Annotated in this window: 14 protein-coding genes, 1 tRNA gene and 1 pseudogene; 7 read left to right on the top strand and 9 right to left on the bottom strand. The window is 55.4% G+C overall.

Translation table 11 applies throughout. The annotated features are described in order from the left end of the window. Both FHS27_RS13395 and FHS27_RS13390 read right to left on the bottom strand, forming a co-directional pair. Positions 1-471 (bottom strand): annotated as a pseudogene (locus tag FHS27_RS13395) (hypothetical protein); the annotation flags it as partial. 430 nt (positions 472-901) lie between these two features. Continuing rightward, complete coding sequence (locus tag FHS27_RS13390) at positions 902-2,062, bottom strand: transposase (RefSeq protein ID WP_184305415.1); 1,161 nt, start codon at positions 2,060-2,062, stop codon at positions 902-904. A gap of 242 nt (positions 2,063-2,304) precedes the next feature. Here FHS27_RS13390 and FHS27_RS13385 point away from each other — a divergent pair, with 242 nt between their 5' ends. The 5 genes from FHS27_RS13385 (at position 2,305) to FHS27_RS13365 (ending at position 7,726) form a co-directional block, all read left to right on the top strand. Then, complete coding sequence (locus FHS27_RS13385; RefSeq protein WP_184305414.1) at positions 2,305-3,846, top strand: YifB family Mg chelatase-like AAA ATPase; 1,542 nt, start codon at positions 2,305-2,307, stop codon at positions 3,844-3,846. A gap of 10 nt (positions 3,847-3,856) precedes the next feature. Further along, on the top strand, positions 3,857-4,408 hold the full coding sequence (locus FHS27_RS13380) for a hypothetical protein (RefSeq protein ID WP_009104983.1): 552 nt from the start codon (positions 3,857-3,859) through the stop codon (positions 4,406-4,408). A gap of 286 nt (positions 4,409-4,694) precedes the next feature. After that, complete coding sequence (locus tag FHS27_RS13375; protein ID WP_009104985.1) at positions 4,695-5,360, top strand: zinc metallopeptidase; 666 nt, start codon at positions 4,695-4,697, stop codon at positions 5,358-5,360. Continuing rightward, a complete protein-coding gene (locus tag FHS27_RS13370) occupies positions 5,353-7,368 on the top strand; it encodes a YjhG/YagF family D-xylonate dehydratase (RefSeq protein ID WP_315854556.1) in 2,016 nt (671 codons plus the stop codon). Before FHS27_RS13375 ends, FHS27_RS13370 begins: the two co-directional genes overlap by 8 nt. Then, on the top strand, positions 7,355-7,726 hold the full coding sequence (locus tag FHS27_RS13365; protein WP_246419727.1) for a DUF971 domain-containing protein: 372 nt from the start codon (positions 7,355-7,357) through the stop codon (positions 7,724-7,726). The genes FHS27_RS13370 and FHS27_RS13365 overlap by 14 nt, the downstream gene beginning before the upstream one ends. A 4-nt stretch (positions 7,727-7,730) precedes the next feature. Here the strand turns inward: FHS27_RS13365 and FHS27_RS13360 are convergent, their stop codons facing one another. From FHS27_RS13360 to FHS27_RS13335, 6 genes are all read right to left on the bottom strand, one after another. Continuing rightward, positions 7,731-9,161 (bottom strand): tRNA modification GTPase, encoded by a 1,431-nt coding sequence (locus FHS27_RS13360; protein WP_184305413.1) that lies wholly within the window; start codon positions 9,159-9,161, stop codon positions 7,731-7,733. A gap of 150 nt (positions 9,162-9,311) precedes the next feature. Next, positions 9,312-10,955: a di-heme oxidoredictase family protein gene (locus FHS27_RS13355; RefSeq protein WP_184305412.1), complete on the bottom strand. Its 1,644-nt coding sequence runs from the start codon at positions 10,953-10,955 to the stop codon at positions 9,312-9,314. Beyond that, positions 10,952-12,259 carry a hypothetical protein gene (locus FHS27_RS13350; RefSeq protein WP_315854555.1) on the bottom strand — a complete coding sequence of 436 codons (1,308 nt, stop codon included), beginning with the start codon at positions 12,257-12,259 and terminating at the stop codon, positions 10,952-10,954. Before FHS27_RS13350 ends, FHS27_RS13355 begins: the two co-directional genes overlap by 4 nt. 955 nt (positions 12,260-13,214) lie before the next feature. After that, positions 13,215-14,666: a trypsin-like peptidase domain-containing protein gene (locus tag FHS27_RS13345; protein ID WP_184305445.1), complete on the bottom strand. Its 1,452-nt coding sequence runs from the start codon at positions 14,664-14,666 to the stop codon at positions 13,215-13,217. A 329-nt stretch (positions 14,667-14,995) separates the two neighbouring features. Further along, on the bottom strand, positions 14,996-15,754 hold the full coding sequence (locus FHS27_RS13340) for a tributyrin esterase (protein WP_184305411.1): 759 nt from the start codon (positions 15,752-15,754) through the stop codon (positions 14,996-14,998). After that, positions 15,754-16,665, bottom strand: a complete 912-nt coding sequence (locus FHS27_RS13335) for a purine-nucleoside phosphorylase (RefSeq protein ID WP_184305410.1) — start codon at positions 16,663-16,665, stop codon at positions 15,754-15,756. Before FHS27_RS13335 ends, FHS27_RS13340 begins: the two co-directional genes overlap by 1 nt. A gap of 470 nt (positions 16,666-17,135) precedes the next feature. Here FHS27_RS13335 and fusA point away from each other — a divergent pair, with 470 nt between their 5' ends. Beyond that, on the top strand, positions 17,136-19,223 hold the full coding sequence (fusA, locus tag FHS27_RS13330; protein ID WP_184305409.1) for an elongation factor G: 2,088 nt from the start codon (positions 17,136-17,138) through the stop codon (positions 19,221-19,223). A gap of 224 nt (positions 19,224-19,447) precedes the next feature. On the opposite strand, the gene FHS27_RS13325 is transcribed toward fusA, so the two are convergent. Further along, positions 19,448-19,533 (bottom strand) — tRNA-Leu (locus FHS27_RS13325). A 264-nt stretch (positions 19,534-19,797) separates the two neighbouring features. On the opposite strand from FHS27_RS13325, the gene FHS27_RS13320 reads away from it, so the two are divergent. After that, positions 19,798-20,823: a GGDEF domain-containing protein gene (locus tag FHS27_RS13320; protein ID WP_184305408.1), complete on the top strand. Its 1,026-nt coding sequence runs from the start codon at positions 19,798-19,800 to the stop codon at positions 20,821-20,823. Positions 20,824-20,830: the final 7 nt, after the last annotated feature.

The raw sequence follows: 20,830 nt of genomic DNA, 5'->3' as shown, positions 1-20,830 counted from the left end.
TTGGTTCCTGGGCGTGTCAGGCATCATGAAAGTCGAGCCATCGACGAGCTTGGCGTGCCGCCCTTTCCAAAGATGCTGTGGTTCGATGAGTCGTTGGGCTTCATTGGCGACTCCAGAAGTCAGTTCATGCAATGCGTCTTCGGAAAGCTTGGCTCGGGCGCGGCAGTAATCTCGCGTGTCCGGGTCGACATCACCAAGAGCGCGTCCGGTCAAGTAACTGCTGATTCGAGCAACGGCACTTTGACAGGAGGCTTCTTTGCCGTCCCGTAGAACCTGGCTCATGAACGCCCACAGCACGATCGCGGTGGTATACGTGCGACCAAAGAGCCCACCGTGTTTTCGAAAGACGCAAGCGATGCGTTGTTCGCTGAGGATGTCAACAAACGGCAACCCGGGCGACGTCAAGAATCCGGCAACCGTTTGGCCAAAAGTGAAGTTGCCTTGGCTCGCGGGATTGACACAAAATGCCATGAGAAAACCCTCCCTGGTCTCACTGTTTTGGCAGGCAGTAACCAGGGAGGGCTTCAAACAATGTGAGACCTGGGAGGGTTTCACCGCAAGACAAATCGCCCTGCATTGGCAATTTTAAACGAAATAGCCAACCTGCAGATAGACATCTTATGCGCTGACACCAAACCAGTCGTCAATGACAGTGCCATTCGTGCCACCCACCTACCAAACAACCTCCACCACCTCCATTTGGTGCCACCCACCTTTTATTCAGCAATTTGACGTTGTGGTCTCGTAGTATGCTCTCTGGAAAAGGACCTATCGCGTTCTCAAGCCCTCGCCTGGCACCCGTGATTCCGCGACTTTCCTGTTTGCGGCGAGGGATGAGATTGGGCAGCGCAGAGAATCAGCCTGTTGGTGTCGTCGTTTCAGAGTCGAGCAGTCGTTGAGGCTAGATAAAACAGGCAGATGCGGAGGCTTGCCCCTGGTGATGATGTTTGCCACAGCGTTCCGCGTCTTGACGCATCGAATCGGGTGAACCGACGCAGCTGGATTTGCCAAAGTACTTCTGCCAATTCCAGACAAGGTCTCGCCACATCGACGCGTCGATTCCGAGTTGTGTCAGCGTGCTCGCGAGCGATCCCGGTATCGCTGCCGCCATTCCGTCGATGCTCTGTTTCGCTGTCCATCGCAGCAGCCTCAGGTATTCGCGTAACGACACCTGCAGGAATCCCTTGTCGCTCGCTCGTACTCCTTCCCCGTTTACTTCCGCATCGCTGGATAGCTTGTCGGGCGACAGCGTCAGCGGTGCCAACCAAGCGTCGCGTTTGATCCGCTTGCCTGTCGGATTGCGCTTCTTAGCTTTCCGTTGCTCTCGAAGTTCATCAACAGGCGTTTCACGGATCTGTTTGGCCGCTTCCTGGGTGGGGACCGGTTTTAAGTCGAACGCCGCGGATTCGATCCGTTGTCCCTGGCCTGCTTGAATGCGATCAAACGCAGATGTGTGCGGAGCCTTGTCGGGGTCTGATGTCATTGCGGCCCGAACCGGATTGAGATCAACGTACATGCTGCACGCCAGCAACCCGGCCTCGTCGACAATCCGCTGTGCCTTGAACCGTCCTTCCCAAAACCGGCCCGTGCATTCGTCCTGCTTGTTTGCTAGGCGAGAAATCGGTTCCGCCAGCGATCGCATGAACCAAGAGATATCCGACATTCTCTGGCGAATTTCAGCGATCCGTTCCGCGTTGGCCGCCAAGACTTTGACTTCATGCTCGGTCGGTTCCGCAAGGTGCTCTTCCATCCGCCGTCCAGGAAACACTCGCAGCCATCGGATGGCAACCTCGGCGTCACTCCAACTGGCGACCACGTCAGGACGATTGCGCAAGATCACGTGTAAGTGGTTGCTCATGATGGCATACGAGAGCACGTCGATTCCGAAAACGGAAGCAAGGGCCTCCATTCTGCGGCGAATCCACTCTTTTCTAAATGAGTAGTCCTTCCCCGTTGCAGCATCGACACCCGCGAGAAACGCACGCCGTACGCATCTCTGCACAGCATGGACAATACAGATCTCACTCGTCTGAAACTGTTCTTCTCGGTTAGGTCTCGGCATTTTCAGGCTCGCGAAAGGAGAAGTGATGCTGTCCAAGTGTACCGATCACCCGTCTCGGGTCAACTGTTAGGTGGGTGGCACCTGTTTAGGAGAGGTTGGTGACGTCAGTTTGATTTAGGATTACTGGGCTCACTTTTCTCCCCTGTTGCGTGGTGCTTTGGTGGGCGTCAGGATAACTTGACACGAGTAGATTGAAGGGCGATTGACGTGGATGCCGATTGGGGCCCGGGGGAAACGACGTAATGCTAGCACGATTGAAGACATTTACGTTGCTCGGAATCGAGGCGATGCCGGTTGATGTCGAGGTTGACATCTCTCCGGCCGCAATGCCAAAAACAATTCTCGTTGGCTTACCTGACACAGCCGTCAAAGAATCCACGCACCGCGTCGAAAGAGCGATCGTCAACAGCGGCTTTATTCGCCCGCAAGACCGTGTCGTAATCAATCTTGCCCCCGGTGACCTACCGAAACAGGCACCCTCGTTTGATCTCCCCGTGGCGTTGGGTGTGCTCGCTGGCAGCGGTCAACTCGATGCCGAACGCCTCGAAGATTACGCCGTCGTCGGTGAACTCGCTCTCGAAGGAATTACGCGACCAATTAAAGGCGTGTTGTCGATCGCGATCGAAGCGGCCAAAGACAAATCACTCAAAGGCCTCATCGTGCCGTCGGAGAACGCGCCCGAAGCTGCCGTCGTCGAAGACCTGGAAGTCATCGCCGTCGATTCTCTAGCACAGTGCGTGGCATTTCTGTCAGGAGAAGTTGAAATTCCAGCGGTTCCAAGCCGCATCGAAGAACTCTTTGAACGCTTCAGTGAATACGACGTCGACTTCTCCGACGTCCGCGGCCAGGAAATGGCCAAACGAGCGATGACACTTGCAGCCGCAGGCCGACACAACCTCCTGATGATTGGTCCGCCAGGATCGGGCAAAACGATGCTCGCCAAACGCATCCCGACGATCCTCCCACAGTTAGTCCCCGCCGAATCCATTGAGACGACACGAATCTACAGTGCTGTTGGCCAGTTACCGGCGAAACAACCTCTCATCGCCAAACGTCCCTTTCGATGCCCACATCATACGATCAGTGACGCGGGACTCGTCGGAGGTGGCAGCCCACCTTCGCCTGGCGAGATCAGCAAAGCCCACAACGGAATCCTTTTTCTAGACGAGCTTCCCGAATTCAATCGCAAAACTCTCGAGGTAATGCGTCAACCGCTCGAAGACGGCATTGTCACGATCTCGCGTGCCCTGCGAAGCACAACATTTCCTGCCGATTTCATGTTAATCGCGGCGGCCAATCCTTGCCCATGCGGATACCGCAGCGACCCACGACGTAGCTGCAATTGCACTCCGCCTCAAATCGAGCGATACATGGGAAAGATTTCTGGCCCCTTACTCGACCGTATCGATATTCATATCGAAGTGCCCGCGGTTCCATTCGAAGAATTGTCGGCAAAAACGACGTCGAGCGAAAGCAGTGCAATGATGCGGGAAAATGTCGTGCGTGCACGCGAGGCACAGAGCGAACGATTCCGGGACAGCACGGTGCGATACAACGCCCAGATGACAAGCCGTCAAGTCAGGCAGTACTGTGAACTCGAACCGTCGAGCATTCAGTTGTTGCGGGCGGGCGTTGAGTCACTCGGCCTCTCGGCACGCGCCCACGATAAAATTTTGCGAGTGGCACGCACCATTGCGGATATCGCCGGCAGCCACGCGATCGGTGAGGAACATCTCGCCGAAGCCATCAGCTACCGAAACCTTGACGCCGATTTGTGGGTTTAGAAACACACTAATGAAACTCATTTCTCTTTGTTGCAACCACTGCGGTGCACCGATTGAAGTTCGCAAGTCTGCCAAGTTTGTTACTTGCGGGTACTGCAACGCTCACCTCGCGATTCATCATACAGGCAGCAGCTATTCGACCGAACTGCTCGAAGAGATCAAACAAACGACCGACACTCTCGTCCGAGACGTCCAGATGCTCAAGGGCGACTCGGAAATTGATCGACTCGATCGAGAATGGGAACGCAATCGCCTTGAACTCATGACAACGAATAAGAACGGTACCCAAAGCGTGCCTGAAAAGGGGACAGCCATCGCCATGGGTGGCTTTGTCGCCGTCTTTGGTGTTTTCTGGACCATTGGTGCCGGAATCGCATTTCCCCCCATGGCGTTATTCGGAATCGTGTTTGTTTGCATGGCCATATGGGGCATCATCCATACGTGCCAAAAGGCCGACGAATACCAACGGCTCAAGCAGCGGTACCACGAACGTCGCCGGCAACTGATCAACGAACGCAATCAACATCGAGGCGACCGTCACGATGGAACAATCCAGGTTTGAGTCAACTCCGCAAACGATAGACTTGGCAAAACACGCGTCTCTTTGCCACCAAGCAGCCCAATAGCCGTCGATCCACGCCCGGCCACCAACCACCGCAAACAGTTACTGTACAAAGACTTACAAAAAACACCGCTATACGATCATTTGGCAGAATGAACGTTGGTCCGATTCTTGCGTATCAGGTGATTTGATGACAAAACGTCTGCCGAATTGACGTTGAATCCAGGGCCCGCATTCGGAAATTAGCTCGGCCCGCCTCCTTCACCCAACAACACTAGTTCCACCGATGATCTATTTCCTGTTCGTGCTTCCTCCATTTTTGCTGGGTCTCTACGCCCAGTGGAAAGTTAAGTCGTCGTTTGCGGCGATGAGCAAAGTGCCGGCAAAAATGACGGGTGCAACTGCGGCCCGTCGAATGCTCGATGCCGCTGGGCTCCAATCCGTTGGCATCGAACAAGTCCCAGGGCAGTTGTCGGATCACTACGACCCACGTGCGAAAGTGTTGCGACTGAGCCCCGATGTTTATTCGGGTCACTCGATGGCTTCGCTCGGTGTCGCCTGTCACGAAGCCGGGCATGCCTTCCAGGACGCTCAGGGATACGCGCCACTCGTCGTTCGCAACCTCGCAGTGCCCGCGGCGAACTTCGGCAGTGGAATCGGCGCAACGCTGTTGTTCCTCGGTGCAATCATGGCGTTCAAGCCGTTGATGTGGATCGGAGTCATCCTGTTCTCAGCCGTGGTCTTCTTTCAAGTCGTTAACCTCCCAGTCGAGTTCGACGCGTCCAATCGTGCTCGAGCCCACCTGGTCGATTACGGATTGATCACCGCTCAAGAAGAGAAGTATGTCGCCAAAGTTCTCAACGCGGCCGCGCTGACTTACGTTGCGGCGACGCTGCAATCGATCATGACTCTTGCCTACTACCTCTTCATCTTGTTAGGTCGACGTGACTGAGAACCCATCGGTCAAACCTCAGCCCCGACCTGATTATTTTGCCGCACTGGATCCGCCCGAGTCGCTTGCGACGACGGCGGATGGCCCGTCAGGCAAACTACCGTTGAGCGATGAAATTCTTCGTCAATGGACGAGCGGCGATCTGTTCGGATTGACTCAGAGCGTCGGCATGGGATTCGATCCACGCCGCGTTCTCGGCGATCAATATTTGATCATGAGCACGCAGGGTGGTGTTCGAAACCCCGACGGCACTCCCGCCGCACTCGGCTACCATACCGGGCACTGGGAAGTCGGCTTGCTCGTCCGCGCTGCGGCAGAACAAATCGAAACCCATGGTGGTGTTCCCTTTGCCGCCTTCGTTAGCGATCCATGTGATGGCCGGACCCAGGGCACCCAGGGCATGTTTGATTCGTTGCCCTACCGCAATGACGCTGCAATCGTGATGCGACGTTTGATCCGATCGCTACCGCAACGCAAAGGCGTGATCGGAATCGCGACGTGCGACAAAGGGCTGCCCGCTATGATGATGGCGTTGGCCGGGACGGGAGACCTTGCCAATGTTTTGGTCCCAGGTGGCGTGACGTTGCCGCCCACTGTAGGCGAAGACGCGGGCAAAGTTCAAACCATCGGCGCCCGTTACTCTCGCGGCGAGATGTCGCTCGACGAAGCCTCGACCGCAGGCTGCCGTGCCTGTGGAACTCCAGGCGGTGGATGTCAGTTTCTCGGCACCGCAGCAACGAGCCAAGTCGTCGCCGAAGCTCTCGGCATGACGGTGCCGCACGCAGCACTCGCTCCGAGTGGCCAACCGATTTGGACCCGACTGGCTCGTGATTCCGCATCAACCGCCGCCGCGATGCATGCATCCGGAATGACGATGCGTGATGTGCTGACCGAGGCCGCATTCGAGAACGCGATGCGGATGCACGCCGCCGTTGGAGGCAGCACCAACCTATTGCTACATATTCCCGCGATTGCCGCCGCAGCGGGAATCCGACGTCCGAACGTGGATGATTTCTCACGAGTCAACCGAGATGTTCCACGGTTCGTCGATTGCCTACCCAATGGGCCCGTTGGGCATCCAACGGTGCGATTGTTCTTGGCTGGCGGCGTCCCCGAGGTCGCCTTGCATCTTCGCCGAGCCGGTCTGTGGAACGCCGATACCATGACCGTCTCAGGTTTGAGTTGGGGCGAGATCCTCGACCAGTGGGAATCGTCACCACGTCGAGAAGTATGCCGCGAACGGCTGCGATTAGCCGATGGTGTTGACCCTGAGGATGTGATCATGTCTCCGGCGAAGGCTCGAAAGGCAGGACTCACCAGTACAGTCTGCTTCCCCAAAGGTAATCTCTGTCCCCAAGGTTCGGTGATCAAAGCAACCTCGATCGATCCGACCGTAATCGATGACGATGGAGTTTATCGAAAACGAGGAAGGGCTCGCGTTTTCACCACCGAACGCAGTGCGATCGCGGCAGTGAAAGGTCAAACCGATTCATCAATCGAACCAGGCGACGTGATTGTTCTGATCGGACGCGGGCCGATCGGTTGCGGGATGGAAGAGACGTATCAGATCACGTCTGCACTGAAATACTTGTCGTTCGGAAAAGAAGTCGCCTTGATTACCGATGCGAGGTTCTCGGGCGTCAGTACCGGAGCGTGTATCGGCCACGTCGGCCCCGAGGCTCTCGCGGGCGGCCCCATTGGTCGCGTTCGTGATGGAGATGTGATCGAAATCGAAGTCAACCGTCATACGCTCGAAGGACGTGTGAATTTGGTCGAGACATTCGACGGCAATCCACCAACCGCGGCACTCGCGTCACGTTCCTGCCATCCTGATTTGCAGGTCGACGCTGGGATCCCCGACGACACACGATTGTGGGCGGCGCTACAACAGATTGGCGGCGGCACCTGGGGCGGGTGTGTGTATGATGTCGATGAAATCTTGGCAACGCTCGAGGCCGGTCAAAAAGCTCTCGCAAACTTAAAAAACGAAAACGATGACAATGGATGATCCGGTGACCTACTCGCCAACATCGATCGAGCGGATCGGCGAAACAGGGATTCAAATCACATGGAGTGACGGCGCGACGACCCAGTGGACCGCACAACAATTGCGAGACGCCTGTCCCTGCGCCACCTGTCGTGAAAAGCATGGCAAACTGCACGGTGACGAAGACGACGCTCCAGCGCAGCCGAAACCGATCGGCCTGCCGGTACTCAGCGCCGCCGAGGCCCAACCGACACGTATCGAAGCGATGCAGCCGGTGGGTACTTATGCCTACAACATCGCGTTCAGCGACGGTCACAATTCCGGGCTATTTACGTTCGCCCGCCTGCGTCGTGAGGACAGCGAATCGCCAACCTCGTAGACGCCTATTTTCCGATACAAAACCTGCTGAAAACGCGGTCGAGCAGGTCGTCGGTATAAACTTCTCCGGTGACATCACCGATGAGCCCTGCCGCGGTTCGGATCTCAGTGGCAACAAGTTCGTGCCCTGCCTGCATCCGCGTTGCATCCACCGCTTGGTTGATCGCTTCGATGGCTCCCATCAAAGAACCACGACACCGCGCGGCGGTTCCAATCACGCTGCCGACTTCGGTTGCGTCGACGCGTTCGGCCATGCCAACAATTTGATTACGAAGCTCATTCATACCGCCCCCCGTCAACGCACTGACGTGAAACATCTTGGCGACCTTCGGACGCAATGCCTCCGCCCACTCAGGTGAACCAGAAACTAGATCTGTTTTTGTCAGCAGCACCCAATTTTCAATCGACTTTTTGTGCGAATGAGCGTCCGCAGCAAACCCCTGCAAACTCTCCAGTGCAGTTACTGGTTGACCTTCACTCACGTCAATGCACCACAAACACAGATCCGCTCGCGAGGCCGCTTCGATTGCCTGCCACTGTGCTTTCTCCAGAACCTCCGCATCCGGATCGTTGGCCGCTCGCCATTCAATCCCCGCCGTATCAGTAACCCGAACGGCATACCCTTCGACCTCGAACGAAACCGAGATACTGTCACGGGTAGTTCCCGCCTGCTCGGTGACGATGGCCGATTCCGTTTGAGTCAACGCATTAAGCAGACAACTCTTGCCCGCATTGGGCAGCCCACGAAGCACGATTTCCAACGACGAGGAAGAGGCGGACCGTTCACGAAGCTGATCGCTCGCCAGAGTGAGCAGATCACTGAGTCCCCCAAGCCGATCGATCAGATCGCTATCTTCGATGAACTCAATATCCTCATCAACGAAGTCCAATCCCGCTTCGACGTCGGCGAGCAAATTAAGCAACTCACCGCGAACGGTCTGCAATGGGCGAGAAAGATTACCAGCGAGCTGCGAGAGCGCCTGGTTAAGTGTGCTCGGGTCTTCCGCATCGATGACACCGAGCACTGCTTCCGCCTGCGGCAAATCCAACCGTCCCGCCAAGAACGACCGCATCGTGAATTCTCCCGCACGTGCCGCTCGTCCACCCGCCGCGATCAAGCGATCGACAACGGCGTCAAGAATCGGCAGCGAACCGATCAGGTGCAACTCAGCCGAAGGTTGACCGGTGTAACTCCGCGATGTCGGCCACAACATCACATCCACTTCGATTGCACCGAGTAAATCATCAAGATCCAAACGGGAAGCAAAACGCTGCGTCCGGCGATCCGACCAATCGGTGGCGATCAAGTTTGTTCGGCGCAAGATTTTGATCACGCCCTCACCCGACATCCGCACGATGCCGCGTGGAGCAGGCGATAGTGGTGACGCGACCGCAACGATCGTGTCGTCAAGTGTAAAACCGTTAATGTCGGCCAACCTCCTGGAAGCGTATAAAACGTGTTCGCAGAGCGAGAAACGCGTATCATTGACGCCCACTGGCTGGTTTGCAACTTGAAATGGCCGTTGCCCGGTAGCTCAACGTTCTGCCGAAGGCATCCCTACGAGGCAATTTTTGCACCACGCTAGCTATTGTGCCGCGTGCATCAGCGGCTGCCCATTCGATTGCGGTGCCACCAACGACTCAAGAAAGACAATCATATCTTGCCGATTTTCGTATAACAACGAAAGAAATCGGTCGCGGGTGCCAGCGGCCTCACCGTCGTGCATCGCGATCGCTTCGAGCAATGTTTCCGCTCGCCCGTCGTGCATGTAAGGAGCCGAGTCACGCAGTCCCCACAAAGGGGCGGTCCGCCACTCTTGATTAAAATTGGTTGTCTCCATCTCTATTCTTTCATAGAGATCAACGCGAGTGCCGCCGCTGGGAGACCGACGACGATTATTGTTCTTGTCTTCTTCGCCTGCTTTCCATTCGGAATCGATCAAACGAAACGAAACCAAAGTCTTTGGTTGATGGGGCGCATAAAACTCAAACGAAGAACCTCCGCTCGCTCCCGGCGGCGCGTCGATTTCCTTTTCGAAAGGGTCCGGTAAAGGCAGCACTGTCGCAAGTCCATAATAAGGCACCGGTAGGCCCGGAATGGGCTGTGGCGGAACCGATGCTTCTACTTCGTTGCTCACTAGTTTTCGGCGTACCACGTAGGGCTCCGCGTGATTCAGGTCATATGACTCTCGCCCCATATCATGCAACAATAGGTCGCTGTAAATCCCCTTCGCCACACCCATATCACGGACGTGACATACCGCGCAACCGACGCGATTGAAGGCCGCCTCGCCGTTTCGCACCGAGGAGCGAACTGCTTGATCATGAGGCACATACTGTGTTGGTGCGGGCAGTGCGGCAACAAACTGCGCCAACGCGGTCACTTGTCCATCGGTGATGTCGAACGCGACATTGTTGTACGACCGGTTGGTCGAGTCACTGGATTGCCTCTTACGCCGTGTTTGCAACCCCATCTCGTTCGCGCACGCTTGATCCGTGAACTCAAACAGTGAGGCGACATTCGCTCGCCATCCGAATTTGCCATAGCGACCATCACGGAGCGTTGAAGGTCGACCGCTGATCTCAGGGTGGTGGTTCTGGATTCGCACCTGTTGATCGAGCAATTTGTCCGGGACCTGATCGATTAAACCGCTGCCGAACAATGCGGTCGTATTACGTCCGAACATGCGTGCGGTGATGCGAACTTGATATCCATCGATATTTTGTTCGAACACGATCGGCGACGCATTGGCGATCCGCACTTCGGCTGCATCGACCGGGCCTCCCGATTCTGCGAACTCCGCCGCTGTTTCCGCCTTCATGGCATTATTCAACTGGCGTGACAACTCGGTACCTCCGTGATGAACCAAGGGCAACACATTGACGATACTTCCCTCTGACATCACAAACCCCGGATGAAAACGGGAGATCACTTCGGCCAGCCGCGTGCTCGTCAATCCGTTTCCCTGGATCTGGATCGATTCAATTCCAATTGATTTGGCATTGAACTCCGCTTCGCCCCCGCCGCCGATGCCGCCTTGCCGGTGACAGGCTGCACAGGATGTGGCATTGAACAAAGGGCCTAAACCATCGCTGCCGAGAACAGGGTTCTGCGATTGCCATTCGTGTTCGAAGAGCTTCGCACCGACCAACAATGTGTTGGGTGCTACCGCCGACGCGCTCACCGGAGCGATTAACAAAAACAAGCAGCAGAGATACCGTATGTTCATCGTTTCACCTGTCGTATCATCGTGATAGAGCGAGCGGGTGGCTCACCATCACGAATCGGGTAGGGGCGATCAGTCGCAGATCGAAAAAACAAAAAACGCGCATGACTAGGACGACTGACATCGATCGGTCGTCGCTCATGGCGAGTTAACCACGTAGCTAATTCACGAGTGGTGACTTGGCGGATCGGCACCTCCTTGATTTCCGAATCCAGATCCTTCCACCCTAACCCGCGACGTTCGGCAACCTCAGAAACCGGAACGCGTTGTCGTTGACCGCTCCGTGACAACCGCGGCAGTTGGATTTCGAACGCAAAGGGATCTTGATCACCGTGACGCGAAATCCAATTGTCGAGAGCATCATCGCTCGCCGAATCATCCTCGTGCCGCCGCAGCGACATCATCTTGCGGTCCCAAACAATTTCGACCAAATCCTCATAGACGCTCCGCAAATCCGCGCCAGCGATAAATGGCGCCATAACCGACGTCCAAGCCAACCGTGTCGCGGAATGTTGCTCAAGAATCACGAGTCGCTCAAAGTCGCTGAGCTCTGTGAGACCAAAACGCAACTGAACGTCTTTGAGGTAAACCTTTTGTAACTGCATGGCAAGCGGACGGAGCCTCACCTTTGCTTCTTCCGTGAACCGCTCAGCCTCCTCAATCGGCCCGGCAACTTTCTGCTGCGATGATTCTCCCATCGCGACCAGTTGTTGATCAAGTTCTAACTTCCAAAGTCTATTGATCCGCTGGCGATTCCTGTCCGCGATTTGTTTTGTGAACTCGGATGGTTGCTTCGTATGCTGACGCATCCATCTCCGCGTGTCTTCAGCATCACCGATCAATACCGTCAACTCGCCTCGATCGGGAACACCAACGAAAAATTCCAGAATGCGGTAGAAGCCATCCGTAACAACGACGGCGCAACGTCCCGGCCCGGTCACCTTCTCACCGCCGGTCAATAGATGTGGCAAACCGAGCGGCCAATGCTGCCAGTAGACCGGCGCCGACGGGTGAAAGAATCCAGATGGAACGTCCGAGACGGCCCTCAAAAAGGACTTTCCGCACCAACATTTCTCTGCAAACGAAGCTCGTCGCGATACACGCCCCGATTCCCATTCGGTCGAGACGTCATTAGTGATCAAAACGACCACCAACGCTTGATCACGATTCTCCCCCGGCAACTCACCCAGCGGAGTCGACCACTGCAATTCGTCAGTCAATGCGAACGGACAAAGTCCGATCCCCATCGCCAAGAGCAGAACCCTTGCGACGTAACGCATTAAAAAATGACAACAACGATATCTCACGAGACCGTTCGTTTCGGTTGATGATAGAGAGTAAAGAAAAGCCGCCCGTTCCGCTCTATTCCGAAAGATAAATAAGACTGATCGCCTGTTCCGACGTTCAGTCCGCCCCTTCTAAAAATACGTCTCGCACCAAGATCGATTGTCGAGACACGCCACCCGATTTGAGATATCAGGCATTGTCCTTATATATCCGATGCTAAATACGCAGTCAAAACAATTCTTAACCCAACGAGCTTCAAATGTTTGGTACACGTCGCACCAAAAACTAGGCCAAGGCGGGGACATTGGTCTGCTTCAACGCGAGCGTTTTTAATCGGCGGACTTACTATGCAGACTATGCAGAGAACGTGAACGCCTATCTCAGATGAGATCCCCACGCAACGTTTAGAGATCAATTCGAAACAACGTTGGTGTCTTTACCAGCCATGCGAAAACGCAGAATCACATGACGCCCAGTCTTTCGAACAAAGCGGTAAGATCTCGCAAGGCGGCCACCAGAAACCTGTTCAAAGACGGCTTCTTACCTGACCAGTCATGCGCAACATCGACCATCGCAACGTCGACGTAAAACGGCCGCATTGATCCAACGCCGAGTCGAAACGGGTTGGTATTCAATGCGTACCGCCAAGCGAGCAATTCACGCAGACAAATGCTCATTGGCAACGCTAGATCGTTTCTGCAAATGACCTATTTTTCAAAGCTAACCATGTTCGCAAGATCGTGGTCCATCGCCTGACGATGGAGGCTGCCGAAAACATATCGATGTTCTCGTGATGCTGGCAGCAGGTCGGCCTGCGATTAAACAGCCTCCCCAGGCGGCTCCCAACACAGACAAAATCCGATAACACCGAATGGGTCACATTCGGATTTGGATCAAAAAGCACGCCACGGGTGTTCGAACAATAACGACGCCGAAACGTCTGTCTCAGGCTGCGTGAACGTCCTCGCGAGCAGGCTATCGACGAGCCGCTTGGCGAATTTGCTGAACCAAATGGGCATCCGGTTGCCGTAACGTCAAGACTTGTTCGCGAACGTTGCCATCACGGTCACGCAAAATGACAATCATCTCTGTGTCTCCCGTGTCCAACGCCGCTGCACCGAAGGCGGGAGTACTCGCGAATTGGTTCATCGCTGGCTCTTCAACCGCAGGCGGCATGGCGTCGAACTGGTTCCCCGTCACGACTTCATTACTGGCGAGCGATTGGTTGGAATCGCCTTGATAAAGACGTGACAATTGCACGCGGTCGAGTTGCCAGTGAATCGACCCTGGTCCGGTGTAAATTCCAATGTCGGATTTGTAATCGGCAGCGTTGCAAACGCCGATCAAAACGCCGCGTTCGTCGAACAATCCGCCACCGCTTCGTCCATCGATCGGTGCACCGGAAATCTCTAGGTTTGATCCACCGATGTTTTGGTTGTACTTGTTCACACCTGTGATGCGAGTGTCGCGGCGGGATGGAGGATCACCTCGATCACATCCGAAACTGAATGCCGTTTGTCCCACTTTCATCTTGTCGCTTGCGGTAACAACCTTCACGGGTTGTACGGGCATTCCAGGACGGATCGCGACGAGTCCGATATCGCGGTCGCCGGCGTCAAAGTCGACGAGTTGTCCCGTCACGGTATGAGGCTCACCTCCGACGAACAAATCCACTTCAATTTTGTCTTTGCCGTCACCATCGCGAAACAGGTGGCCACACGTCAGCACCAAGGCTTCTTCGCCGTGCACGTCGATGATCGTTCCAGTACCGGCACCATATCCACGTCCGTCGTAGACTCGCAATCGAACCGTGGCGGCATGTGCTCGTTCAACCGCGTCGGCCAGTGAGATGCTGGGCATCGCTTCCACGACGACTTCTTGTGAACGCCCAAATGAATTGTTTGCCACGTTTGCGTTCGGCGCGGTAGCGGATGTGAGCGACTCCAACGACCGCCAATCGTTGTCTTCACGTTCGCGACGGACCGAGCGATTGGCCGACGAACTCATTCCTCCGGCATGCGCTGACAGAGGTGCCAGGCGTGTTTGAGGTTCTTGAATGCGTTGTTGTTCAGACAGACTCGGCGAGCGGCGAGTCGGTGCTGCAATCTGGCTTCCCGTTGGAACGATTTTTCCCGAGGGGCTCTGCTGCAAAGCCGCTCGCAACTGAGCCGCAGACTGTGCTCCGACGAGACGAGTGACTTCGCGTCCTTCACGCAAGATGACATACGTTGGCGTACTGCGGACTTGATAACGTTGAACGAGTTGTGGTTCGGAGTGAACATCGACTTGGCGAACCGGAACACCGCGGGCGATCAATTCGGAGACGATCGGCTGCATCGCTCGACAAGGCGGGCAATTCGATGAGCTGAATTCGAGCAGAACCGCATCGGCTGAAACAGTGCCGGCGAATCCGACAACCGCCATCATGAGCAGTGTGACGCACCATGCGGGTGCAATGGTAGCGCGTTGAATTGTGGGGGTAAGTCGCACGTTTCGTCCCTCCTTGGACGCATAGAAAAGGAGTCCCGCTGCCCACATGCGGAAACAACTCAAGACATGAACCTTCCCATGCCCGTGAGATGCCGCGTGTCATTGCCAAACATGATCCTTCATGTAGGCAATCTTGCGTGGAGTGCAGCGAACGGGGATGGTCGGTGATCGGTCCCCTTGATCACAACCCCAATGAGTCAGCGAGCGATCGGAACTTGAGTTTTTTTGAGTTTCACGCGCGAAAAAACCAAAAATAGTTCGCTCCTCTATCGCCAGTTTGGCCGAACCTCGCCCGCTCCGGCCTCCTCCGCCTTCCAGCGTGCTTCAGGAATAATGCGTCGAAAGTCAGCCGCTTTGCCGCGAATCGATGCACTCATCAACAACAACCCTAAACGGACTTCCTCGCGTTTTCGCAACGGAGCTTCGATCACACCCGGAGCGAGCGACTGCGCGTTACCACGTAAAAAGACGGTCACATTGTTGAGTCCGTCGCCGAGATTAGCTCCCGCATCTCCACCGACCACGATCGTTCCCGCTAAAGCCCCCGCGCCGGTGTCATCGCCGACATCGCCTCGCACGAAAATACTGCCGCCACGCATAGCGGCTCCCACCCGCGGCCCCGCGGCACCGTAAATAGCAAGCGTGCCGCCAGTCATCGCGGCACCCAAACCACAACCAGCGTTGCCTGTTATGCGAACGACTCCTCGCCTCATCCCTTCGCAGGCGCCATCACCAACGTTGCCTTCCAAATGAACGTCAACGCCATCAAACCAGGCGAACGCAAAATCACCGAGATCCCCAACGGCTCGCACTCGCACCGATTTGGACCATCGCATGCAGGCCGCTTTCTGACCGCTGAGTCCGGTCAACTCAACAAGCGGAAATTCTTCACCGAAAGATGAGGAAGAGGAATCGGATTTGTCCTCCGTTGCAGAGACCTCAATCGCGTGTACCGCCGTTCGTAACTCATCCGAATGCAACTCTCGCAAATCAAACGTGTGGTCGGGTAAATCAGTTGCATTCATCAGCCATTTCCCTGTTCTTGAACGAGCGATCGGGCGATCGCACGGACAACGCTTTCGAGATTTTTTCCTGCCGCATTCGATACCGCGAGCACGTCTTCATGAGCCGCGGTGGCTGGCGAGTCGGGAATCGCCATGTTGGTCACCACGCCAATCGAAAGCGTTCGCAATCCAGCCCGCGACGCCAGTGCGACCTCCGGCACCGTGCTCATCCCGACAAGGTCTGCCCCCCAGCTTTTCATCATGCGGCACTCCGCCCGGGTTTCATAGTTCGGGCCGGACACCGCGAGATATGTCCCCAATGACAAACGAAATCCACCTTCTCGAGCCGCCCGCGACGCAGCTTCGGCGAACCCATTATCGCACGTTGGCCTTCCACATCGAAACGCGTTGGCAAATACAGTTTCCGACAAATTGGGGTTCGACGATGGAGACAACACAGACGGCCGATCCGCCCCGAAGGCGCCCATTTGTCCGTGAAGCATGCCGATGTGTTCATCGATCAGCACCAAATCTCCGACCCGAAACCGAGGATTCAATCCACCCGCGGCACAGCTTACGACCACCGCCGAAGGACGCATTCCAGCCATGACCGCCATCGGCCGCGTCAATTCATCGATCGAGTGCCCCTCGTATGCATGCAATCGTCCCGCCATGGCCAGCACTCGAACGGAATCGATCCAGCCCAACAAAAACTCTCCGCGGTGGCCTGACGCCGTCGAGGCCGACAATCCCGGAATACTGTCGTAACGGATCGCCGTGGGCGACTCGATCGACTCTGCGAACCCACCCAAACCGCTGCCGAGAACAACAGCCATCAACGGCAGCGATGAATCCATGAATTCGTCGCCGGCCCGAGTCCGGAACTGCTCGATCGCCCAAGGAAGCTCAAACCCGTGAGATTCAGCAGTCAAGTTTCTCGCCGTTTTGGATGGAATCGGGTGGAATGCTCACTGCGGCTCAGACAGGAGGAACAAAAGAGTCACGCAATCGACCTCATCCAACCTAGCGAGAAAGAAGCATTCCTTAAAGGCAGACAGAGGGCAAATCGATCCCGCAAGACAGCACCAATCAGGTCGCATTCATGCCTCTGGCCTAATCTAACCGTGGCAAATGATCGCGTTCCCGGCGGGGAACCCGGTGTCGGCCCGTGAATTGCTGACGAAGTATCAGCGATTTACGTGTTTTGGGCTTTCCGTTTACGCGGTCCTTTGCGATATTTTCGATTCGCGCGCACCCATCGGTGAATTGAATCTTAACCATCCACACCACGACGATCGAGACGCTTTCGTCTCCGAATCCGCCGGTTTTTTCCAGATGCACACGTTTGTCGCATCCCGGGGTTTCAGCGATCGAGCGTGTGCGTCAGCTTAGGTGAAGTAGCATGAAGTTGGAGAAAGTCAGGAACATCGGTATCAGTGCCCACATTGACTCGGGCAAAACCACACTGAGCGAACGGATTTTGTTCTACACAGGACGAATCCACAAAATTGAAGACGTTCGCGGTGGTGGTGACGGCGCGACAATGGACCATATGGAGCTGGAAAAAGAACGTGGTATCACGATCACCAGTGCCGCGACGAGCGTTCAGTACGACGGTCACCACATTAACCTGATCGACACTCCCGGCCACGTCGACTTTACCGTCGAAGTGGAACGGTCCCTGCGTGTCCTTGACGGTGCCGTGCTGGTGCTTTGCAGCGTCGGTGGCGTCCAAAGCCAATCGATCACCGTCGACCGGCAAATGAAACGCTATCAAATTCCTCGGCTCGCCTTCATCAATAAGATGGACCGCACCGGTGCGAACCCGCGTCGAGTCGTCGAACAACTCCGCGAAAAACTTGGTGCCGATGCATTCTTGGCCCAAATCCCAATCGGCGCCGAAGACAACTTCCGTGGCGTCGTTGACCTGATCGAAATGAAAGCCTACACGTTCGAAGGCGATCAAGGCGAGAAAGTCATCACCTCGGATATCCCGGAAGACTTGCAAGACGAAGCCGCGGACGCTCGCGTGAACATGCTCGATTCGCTGTCCAACTACAGCGACGAAGTGATGGAATTGCTGCTCAGCGAAGAAGAAGTCTCCAAGGACCTTATCTACAAAACAATGCGTCAGGCCGTTCTTAACGGTGCGACTCCCGTCTACATGGGAAGTGCATTCAAGAACAAGGGTGTCCAGCCATTGCTCGACGCTATCACGGCGTACCTGCCCAGCCCGCTAGATCGTGAAATCTATGGTCGTGACCCATCAGATGAATCGAAAAAGATCGAACTCACGCCAGACAAAGACAAACCTTTCGTCGGCATGGCGTTCAAAATCGTCGAAGATCCGTTCGGCCAGTTGACCTTCATGCGTGTCTATCAAGGCTCGATCAAGAAGGGCGAAGCTTACGTCAACCAACGTTCGAGCAAGAAAGAACGGTTCAGCCGAATCGTTCGCATGCACAGTGAAAAACGTGAAGAAATCGACGAGGCCTACGCCGGTGACATCGTCGCCGTGATGGGGATCGACTGCGCTTCCGGGGACACCTACTGCAGCGAACGTGATTACGCGACATTGGAATCGATGTTCGTGCCAGAACCCGTTATCAAGATCGCAGTCACGCCTCTCAACCGTGGCGACGGCGACAAGATGAGCAAGGCTCTGCAACGGTTCCGCAAGGAAGACCCAACGTTCAGCGTTTACACCGACGAAGAAACCAACGAGATCTTGATCTCGGGCATGGGTGAATTGCACCTGGAAATTTACATCGAACGGATTCGTCGCGAATATGGCGTCGAAATCGAAGTCGGTGCCCCTAAGGTTTCCTACCGCGAAAGCCCAACCAAGACCGTCGAATTCGATTACAAACACAAGAAGCAAACGGGTGGTTCGGGTCAGTTCGCTCATATCAAGGGCACACTCACCCCGATCGAATCCGAGAGCGAAGACAGCTTCGAGTTCGAAGAAAAGATTGTCGGTGGTCGGATTCCAAAGCAGTACATTCCTGCCGTGGAAAAAGGCTTCCGGGACAGCCTCGGCAAAGGCCCCGTCGCCGATTACCCGGTGGTGGGAACACGCATCGAATTGCTCGACGGTAGCTACCACGAAGTTGACTCGAGCGAAAAGGCGTTCTATACCGCCGCTCAAGGTTGCTTCCGTGAGTACTTCAAGCAAGCCGCTCCGAAGTTGCTCGAACCGATCATGAAAGTCGAAATCGAAGTCCCTGAAGACTTCCAAGGTACCGTCACAGGTGACGTCATCCGCCGCCGCGGTGTCATGCACAGCAACGACACCAACGAAGGCATGACCGTCATCATCGCCGAAGTGCCTTTGGCAGAAACCTTCGGCTACGCAACAGACCTTCGAAGCATGACGCAAGGCCAAGGTACCTTCACGATGGAACTCGCGAAGTACAGCCAAACGCCAAGCAACATCCAAGAAGACATCATTGCCGAACGCAAGAAAGAAGAACTCGCCGGCGCTCGTTAATCACGAACCGACACTGTTCTGAAAACAAGAAAGCCGGAGACAATCGTCTCCGGCTTTTTTTGTGCCCGCGTTTTCAATCCCGACATGGTCATCTAAACGGCGTCCAATTCCCAGTCTGAAAACACCACTTGCTCCCGACGAAGCCCCGCTCGCCCAAACCAAAGCATGCCCGGGAAATCCCCACTGAGATCTCGACACTGACATCACGCTATCCACGCACTCAATACCCAGGGCGGGACTCGAACCCGCAAGGCCGTATCCGGCCGGGGGATTTTAAATCCCCTGTGTCTGCCAATTCCACCACCTGGGCAGGTGTTGCCGGTTTTTGACGGCGTTGGCAGTTTAGCGAAACGGATGCAGTTTGCGTAGTCGCTGCTGGAAATTCAAAACGGCCCATTTGGCGGCCTCACTCCCTACCGATTCGGGTTCTACCGGTTGTGAGCGTATCCACTCATGTTTCCTTCCGGATTCGGCCTAGTTTCCACGATAAGCGGGGGTATGTAATCCGATTGACACCATAGTTCTACGGCAACGAGGGGCGCAGTGACGGACTTTTCAGGACTATTGTTTACATATGCCAACCAAAACCGCGAAACGAAACTCGCCGTTTGAGATCGCTCGAGAAGCGCTCGGTCATGTGGGAAAATTCCAAACGCCCCCCACACCCAGCGTCTATGAGGTTTGGTATCGATACGTCGAAGGTGTCGATGACATCATCGCGAACCTCTCTCACGCAGTCGAAGACGTCAACGCAGTCAGCGTTGACATGCTGGAACAGCTTCACAAGCAATACTGCGCCAACATCGAAGACACGAATACCGATCTCAGCGATAATCTCGCTTCCGAGATGACGTCGTTGCAGTCGATTCTCGAGTCGCAGATGAACGCGGGCAAACAGCTCGGCAGCGAGCTCGACGAAGCATGTGTGACGCTCCAAGAAGCTCCGGCGACCGCTCAAAGCATCGCCGAGTGCGCGCAAAAGATGCTGACCAGCAGCAACACGATGCAGGATCAGATTCGGAATTTGCAAACTCAATTGCAGGCGTCGCAATCGAAAGTCGAGGCACTGCAAACCGAATTGAATGAATCGCGAGCGGCGGTCATGACCGACCCGCTAACCAACCTCGGTAACCGCCGACACTTTGATTTGCATATCCGACAATCTTTGCTGCTCGCCAAAACCGAGAGTCGATGTTCATTTCTTCTGCTCGTCGATCTCGACCACTTCAAACACATTAACGACACGTTTGGTCACGACTGTGGCGACAAGGTCATCATGTATGTGGCGTCTCAGTTGACACATCTATGTCCGGATTCATCGATCTCGCGACTCGGAGGCGATGAATTTGCGATCATCCTTCGAAGCGACGATTACGCAGAGGCAACGGATACTGCCGCGGAGATTCGGCAGTACTTTGCATCGACGCCACTCAAACTCAGCGGCAGCGGTGAAGATCTTGGCAAGATCGAATTGTCGATTGGTGGAGCCCGTCTGCGCAAAAACGACGACGGACAAAGCTGGTTCGTCCGCGCGGACAAATTGCTGTATCAGGCAAAGAATGCGGGACGCAACAGCGTGATGCTTGAGCACTCACGCTGAGCGTCTT

It is taken from the genome of Aporhodopirellula rubra, from assembly GCF_014192335.1.
Taxonomy (GTDB): Bacteria; Planctomycetota; Planctomycetia; order Pirellulales; family Pirellulaceae; genus Rhodopirellula; species Rhodopirellula rubra.
The sequence above is the reverse complement of the archived record's forward strand: the minus strand, read 5'-3'. Positions and strand labels throughout refer to the sequence as shown.